8 protein-coding genes and 1 pseudogene are annotated in these 6,251 nt (G+C 40.0%); all 9 read right to left on the reverse strand.

Translation table 11 applies throughout. From position 1 onward, the window contains the following. Nucleotides 1-49: 49 nt before the first annotated feature. Nucleotides 50-385, reverse strand: a complete 336-nt coding sequence (gene trxA / locus BLP55_RS15105; protein ID WP_091146587.1) for a thioredoxin — start codon at nt 383-385, stop codon at nt 50-52. Between the two features lie 18 nt (nt 386-403). Next, nucleotides 404-655: a heavy-metal-associated domain-containing protein gene (locus tag BLP55_RS15110; RefSeq protein ID WP_091146589.1), complete on the reverse strand. Its 252-nt coding sequence runs from the start codon at nt 653-655 to the stop codon at nt 404-406. Then, complete coding sequence (locus BLP55_RS15115; protein ID WP_091146593.1) at nt 655-861, reverse strand: YgaP family membrane protein; 207 nt, start codon at nt 859-861, stop codon at nt 655-657. Before BLP55_RS15115 ends, BLP55_RS15110 begins: the two co-directional genes overlap by 1 nt. Nucleotides 862-967: 106 nt before the next feature. Continuing rightward, complete coding sequence (locus BLP55_RS15120; RefSeq protein ID WP_091146596.1) at nt 968-1,285, reverse strand: rhodanese-like domain-containing protein; 318 nt, start codon at nt 1,283-1,285, stop codon at nt 968-970. Nucleotides 1,286-1,301: 16 nt separating this feature from the next. After that, nucleotides 1,302-2,720 carry an MBL fold metallo-hydrolase gene (locus BLP55_RS15125; protein ID WP_091146599.1) on the reverse strand — a complete coding sequence of 473 codons (1,419 nt, stop codon included), beginning with the start codon at nt 2,718-2,720 and terminating at the stop codon, nt 1,302-1,304. A 136-nt stretch (nt 2,721-2,856) separates the two neighbouring features. Continuing rightward, on the reverse strand, nt 2,857-4,272 hold the full coding sequence (locus BLP55_RS15130) for an MBL fold metallo-hydrolase (protein WP_091146622.1): 1,416 nt from the start codon (nt 4,270-4,272) through the stop codon (nt 2,857-2,859). Between the two features lie 231 nt (nt 4,273-4,503). After that, nucleotides 4,504-5,148 carry a peroxiredoxin gene (locus BLP55_RS15135; RefSeq protein WP_091146602.1) on the reverse strand — a complete coding sequence of 215 codons (645 nt, stop codon included), beginning with the start codon at nt 5,146-5,148 and terminating at the stop codon, nt 4,504-4,506. Between the two features lie 90 nt (nt 5,149-5,238). Beyond that, nucleotides 5,239-6,018 (reverse strand): cytochrome d ubiquinol oxidase subunit II, encoded by a 780-nt coding sequence (locus BLP55_RS15140; protein ID WP_262494184.1) that lies wholly within the window; start codon nt 6,016-6,018, stop codon nt 5,239-5,241. A 45-nt stretch (nt 6,019-6,063) separates the two neighbouring features. After that, nucleotides 6,064-6,251: pseudogene (locus tag BLP55_RS17300) on the reverse strand (IS30 family transposase); the annotation flags it as partial.

Here is a 6,251-nt window from a genome sequence, read left to right on the forward strand (position 1 = left end):
AAGATGCAGTAGTATGATTCCAAAAATTATGTAGCTCATGGTTTCTTGGTTAGGTTGTTTTTTGTTGTCCGGGTAGTTCGGGCCAAATGCAGTGCTCCATAATGGTATTGGCAATTTCTATTTTGGAAAGCACTCCTGATTGCCGCCAAAGCTGTTTGCCGTTTTGAAATAACATCATCGTTGGCACGCCTTTGATACGGTAATGTGAAGCTATTTCCTGATTTTTATCGACATCGATTTTGATTATGGCGATTCGCTCTTTAAAAGTGTCTTTGACTTCCTTTAAAATTGGGGCTAATATTTGACAAGGTCCGCACCAGGTAGCATAGAAATCAACCAACAATGGTTTTTCGGAGTCTAATAATTCTTCAAATGATTTATCCATGGTATTTGAATTTGGTCATTAGATTTTGCCCAGAGCACAGCTGAGGTAAGATCTGGTTTTGCATCCGAAGCTGTTATTGCCCTTTTCAGGATAGCCCATTTGCGTAAGTCTTTGTACGATTTGTTCACGGTCTCCATCACCGGTTATGATTACAAATCCGTTGTCAATATCGATAGTAACGGATTGAACGCCATTTATTGCAAGCAGTGTTTTTTTGATAGTATCGATACAGCCGCTGCATTTTATGTTTTCAACTTCAATGCGAAACATTACTTTCTTGCTTTACAGGTTGTAATTCCAAACGGTACATATAAAGGGCAAAAACTTATAAAACTTGTAAGCAGGAAAACAATAGCCAATACCCCAAGAACTATGGCAACCGTTCCATCAATTACCCCTGTGTAATATAACACTCCAATACTAATTGCTATTAAAATGCGGATCAATCTATCTGCGTTACCCATATTTTTTTTCATGATATTTTAATTTAAAATTTTACTAATCGTTTGATTGAGGATTAAAATTTGGGCATAATAAATTACTATACCCAAATTTCCTAACAATCAAAAACTAAAAACTATCCTATTTTGTTACTATTGTGTTTATATTTTGCCAGGTGCCGCCATTGGTTACGTTGTTAAATCCGTTTCTTTCGAGTATCGATTTGGCCTGACTGCTGCGGTTTCCGCTACGGCAAAAGACTATAATGTTTTTTTTGTCCTTGAATTTTGACAATTGATTTTGTAGTTGGTCTAAAGGAATATTCACCGATCCTTTCACGTTGCCGCCGGCAAATTCTCCGGGTGAACGCACATCTACCAAAAAAGCACCTTCCTTAACAATCGATACCAGTTTTTCATTGGAATTGTTCCCTCCGAATAGTGCATTTAAAATTCCCATCTTTTTTTGATTTAAATTATACTTTTAATACTTTGCTCTGGCACACAAAATCGGTTTTAGGGACATTAGTTTTGGCTATGGCATTGAAACCGCCTTCTACCTCACTAAAGTTTCTGTAGCCTCTTGCCTGTAATATTGAAGCTGCCATCATAGACCGATAACCGCCCGCACAATGCAGGTAAAAATGTTCCTCAGGATTGATGTCTTTGATCCATTCGTTGATTGCGGCCAGTGGACGGCTGTAGGCTTCTTCAACATGTTCTGACTCGTATTCACTTTCTTTACGAACGTCAATAATTTTGCTTTCGCCAATTTTTACTTCATTGGCAAATTGCTCTGCGGTAATTCTGTTTACTGTATCAACATCATAACCTGCTGCTAGCCAAGCCTGAAAGCCATGTTTTAAATGCCCGATTAAGTTATCAAAACCAACCCGGGTTAAACGGGTTACTGTTTCTTCTTCCATACCCGGATCAGTTACCAATAGGATAGGCTGTTTTACATCGCCAATTAATGCGCCCACCCACGGAGCGAAGTCACCATTGATACCAATGTTTATGGATTGAGGTACATAACCTTTAGCAAAATCCCCATTGCTTCGAGTGTCTAAAATCAGTGCTCCGGTTTCTTCAGCCACAACTTCAAATTCGGTTGCGTTGATGGCTTTCATTCCGTTATTGAAAACATTTTCAAAGCTTTCAATTCCTTTTTTATTCATTGCTACATTCATTCCGAAATAGGCTGGTGGTGGCAATAAACCATCGGTAACTTCTTTTATAAACTCTTCTTCGGTCATATTGGCCCGTAAGGCATAATTGGTTGCTTTTTGTTCGCCAATTGAGCCTACGGTTTCCTTGCTCATGTTTTTTCCGCAAGCCGAACCTGCACCGTGTGCCGGATATACAATCACATCATCTGCCAAAGTCATGATTTTATCCCTTAATGAATGGAAAAGCAAGCCCGCCAATTGTTCCTGTGTCATTGATGCCGCTTTCTGGGCCAGATCAGGCCGGCCGACATCTCCTAAAAACAAGGTGTCACCTGAAAATATGGCGTGGTCATTTCCATCTGCATCGATTAACAGATAGGTAGTGCTTTCCATGGTATGACCGGGAGTATGCAATACTTTTATTTTGATGTTGCCGATTTCAAAAACCTGATTGTCTTTTGCGGAAATGAATTCAAAGTCGGGAGCCGCATTTGGTCCATAGACAATAGCCGCTCCGGTTTTTTTGCTTAAGTCCAAATGGCCAGACACAAAGTCAGCGTGAAAATGGGTTTCAAAAATGTATTTTAATGTAACGCCATCTTTTTTTAACCTGTCCATGTAAGGTTGTGTTTCACGGAGCGGGTCAATGATTGCCGCTTCCCCATTTGACGTAATGTAATAAGCACCCTGCGCCAAACATCCTGTATAAATCTGTTCTATTTTCATATTTTTCGTTCTTTATGTTTTATATCTGGTACAAATGTATTTGATGTGCCTGAGCTGTATAGTGACAAAAGTTACACAGTAAAAAAATGCTGCATCTCTGCAGCATTTTTTTAGGCCTACTTAGAAGCTGATGCTTTTACAGCAATGTTGTCGGGCAGACATAATCTGATTTTAAGAGATCGGTATTTTTAATTTCGGAAAAGCCTCCAATGACATCCGCAAAGTTATCCCAGCCGCGTTGTTTGAGTATTGATGCAGCAATCATGGAGCGGTAACCGCCGGCACAATGCAAAATGAATTTTTTATCTTTTGGAAATTCCGCCAAATGATTGTTGATTTCGTTTAGCGGAACATTTACGGCTCCGACAAGATGTTCCGATAGGAATTCGCTTTTTTTCCTTACATCAAAAATAGGTGTTTCATTAAAATCTGCATTGTTTTCCAATTCTTTAGCAGTAATCCGGTTTACGGTATCCAGTTCAAAACCTTCATTCTTCCAGCTAGCAATGCCGCCATTCAAGTACCCAATCGTATGGTCGTATCCAATTCGGGACAAACGGATCATGCTTTCTTCCTCCTTGCCAATATCGGTAACCAGCAGGATTTCCTGTTTGATATCAGTCACCATTTCGCCAACCCACATGGCAAAGTTTCCGTCCAACCCGATATTAATGCTGTTGGGAATAAAACCCTTGGCAAAGTCGGCAGCATTTCTTGTATCGAGCACCAGCGCTCTTGCTTCATTTGCGACAGTTTCAAACTCGGCTGGTTTCAAAGGTTTTTGGGCATTTTTAAGCACTTCATCGAGACTTTCATAGCCTTTGATATTCATCAGGACATTGGCAGGGAAATAACCAGGCGGATTTGTTAACCCTGTAAGCACCGCTTTAACGAATTCGTCTTCGGTCAGCTTAGGATTCAGGGCATAATTGGTTTTTTTCTGGTTGCCCAGCGTATCGGTTGTTTCTTTGCTCATCATTTTGCCGCAAGCAGAACCTGCGCCATGATTAGGATATACGATCAAATCATCGGGCAAAGGCATGATTTTTTCGCGAAGGGAATGGTATAGCAGCCTTGCAAGCTTGTCCTGTGTCAGATCTGCCACAACGTGCTGTGCCAGATCCGGACGGCCCACATCGCCAATGAACAACGTATCGCCGGTTATAATACCGTGCTCTTTTCCGTTTTCATCAATTATGAGATAGGTGGTGCTTTCCATAGTATGTCCCGGGGTGTGTATGGCTTTTACTTTGCAATTGCCAATTTCAAAAAGCTGTCCGTCTTCTGCTGTTATAATTTCATAAGCAGGTCTTGCAGTCGGGCCGTACACGATTTTGGCGTTGGTTTTATTGGCCAGATCCAAATGGCCCGAAACAAAGTCGGCGTGAAAATGCGTAAGGAATACATATTTGATCTTTGCATTGTTTTTAAATGCTTTGTCGATGTAGGGCTGCACTTCACGCAACGGATCAAAAATGGCAGCTTCTCCATTGCTTTCTAAATAGTAGGCGGCGTGGGCAATACATCCTGTGTAAATTTGTTTGATTTTCATGTTTATATTTTTTTGAATTAGCACTGTATTTTTACAATTAAGTAGCACAAAAATAGTAGGCAGATTTTACTTCAAATGTGATAAATATCATCAGAAAATAACTTTTTTATCAGTAAATACAGTATGTGACAAAAGTCACCAAGAAACAAAAAGAGCATTCAGCCCATTATAAAAAACATAAAAAAAACCATCCGTTTTCCGGATGGTTTTAAGTTTGGACTTTTGAATTTGTTAAATTGATTTTTTAGCTAAATACCAATCGACCATTTCTAAGTTGCTGCTTTTTCTCTCCGCCAAGCTTTCAACGGTTTTAGGTGCAGGAACAATTACCTTGTCACCGGGCTGCCAGTCTAAGGGCATCGCTACTTTGTGCTGGTCAGAAGCCTGAAGCGCCAGTAAGGCTCTTTTAATTTCCGCCATATTCCGGCCAACATTAAGGGGGTAATACATAATCAGGCGCACTTTGCCTTCCGGATCCATTATGAAAACGGCTCTGACTGCGGCTGTTTCGCTTTCGCCAGGCTGTAGCATTCCGTATAATTTTGATACGGCCATATCGATATCGGCGACGATCGGAAACTCGAACAAAACGGCTGTTTTTTCATGAACGGCATTCACCCAGGCAATGTGAGCGTGAATACTGTCGATGCTCAGTCCCATTAGTTTTGTATTGTGTTTTGCAAAAAAATCTTTTTCATTGGCAAAACCACTCATTTCTGTCGTGCATACGGGTGTGAAATCGGCTGGATGCGAAAAAAAGACCACCCAGCTTCCTTTGTTGTACTCTGAAAATTTTATTTTCCCGGTAGTAGTTACGGCTTCAAAATCTGGAGCCATATCGCCAATTCTTGGCATTTGAACTATTGTATTTTCCATGTTTTATGTGATTAATTATAATTCAAAAGTACTGCGCGGCAATAAGTTTGTTAGTGATAATTATCACACAGTATTGATTATTTTTAAGCTCTAATAACTGGTGTCATCCAGTTTAACCTTGCCATTGAATGTCTTATAAAGAAAGATAAAATAACCTGCCAGCATAGGTGTGCCAATTACCACGATCGTCAACATGATACCTAAGGATTTTTGAGAAGATGCCGCGTTATAAATCGTTACATTGTATTTGGGATCAATGGTTGAAATCAATAATGTCGGGTAAAGTTGTATGGCTACAAGCATCAATAAAAACATCATGGTGATGGATGAAAAAATCAATGCTTGCATATACCTTTTTTTTGAAACCAATCTTGGAACATTCGCCACAGCAAGAAACGACAGGACAGGAACGGTAAAGAAAATTGGATTGGCCCTGAAATTAGCGGTCACTTCAGGAATAAATACCAAAGTGTATAAGGTCATTATTCCGAAAGTGATGATAAAGAATATCATTGCTCTGCGAAGTAAAAAAGTCAATCTGGCGTGTAATCTTCCTTCCGTTTTTAAAAGTAAGTAAATGGCACCCTGTGTCATGAACAAGGCTAAAGTTGTAAATCCGGTCATTATGGCATACGGACTTAAGAACGAGAAAAACACGCCACCTTTATAACTGAAATTTTCGCCAAGAGGAAAGCCTTGCAAGATATTCCCGAGAACGACGCCCAAGAGAAAAGCAATCATAATACTGGATATGCTATACACGATATCCCACATTTTTCGCCACCACAACATTTCCTCGGTACTGCGGAATTTTATGGCAGCTGCCCGGAGAATATTAAACGCCAGGAATAGCATGAACGGGACATACATCGTGGATTCAAGACCTTAATGCAACAAAGGTCATTTAATAAAAATCTAAATTAGTTTAATTTTTTTATTCTCGATCTTTTTTCTTTCGCGTTTCATCATCTCGTTTGGGGTTAGAAAACCGAGTACTTTTCTGGGCCTGTTGTTGAGCTTGTTTTGTGCTTCCAGGAGCTGCTCTTTGGACACATTTGAGAAGTCTGTTTTCTTCGGAAAAAACCGTCTGATTAATCCATTGG

This window comes from Flavobacterium caeni (assembly GCF_900101895.1).
GTDB classification, from domain to species: domain Bacteria; phylum Bacteroidota; class Bacteroidia; order Flavobacteriales; family Flavobacteriaceae; genus Flavobacterium; species Flavobacterium caeni.

Bases quoted from the DNA above. Each gene is read 5' to 3' on its own strand.
- BLP55_RS15125 (WP_091146599.1), bottom strand. From the start codon at position 2,720: ATGAAAATAGAACAGATTTATACAGGATGTTTGGCGCAGGGTGCTTAT.
- BLP55_RS15130 (WP_091146622.1), bottom strand. From the start codon at position 4,272: ATGAAAATCAAACAAATTTACACAGGATGTATTGCCCACGCCGCCTAC.
- BLP55_RS15140 (WP_262494184.1), bottom strand. From the start codon at position 6,018: ATGTATGTCCCGTTCATGCTATTCCTGGCGTTTAATATTCTCCGGGCA.
- trxA (WP_091146587.1), bottom strand. From the start codon at position 385: ATGGATAAATCATTTGAAGAATTATTAGACTCCGAAAAACCATTGTTG.
- BLP55_RS15135 (WP_091146602.1), bottom strand. From the start codon at position 5,148: ATGGAAAATACAATAGTTCAAATGCCAAGAATTGGCGATATGGCTCCA.
- BLP55_RS15115 (WP_091146593.1), bottom strand. From the start codon at position 861: ATGAAAAAAAATATGGGTAACGCAGATAGATTGATCCGCATTTTAATA.
- BLP55_RS15110 (WP_091146589.1), bottom strand. From the start codon at position 655: ATGTTTCGCATTGAAGTTGAAAACATAAAATGCAGCGGCTGTATCGAT.
- BLP55_RS15120 (WP_091146596.1), bottom strand. From the start codon at position 1,285: ATGGGAATTTTAAATGCACTATTCGGAGGGAACAATTCCAATGAAAAA.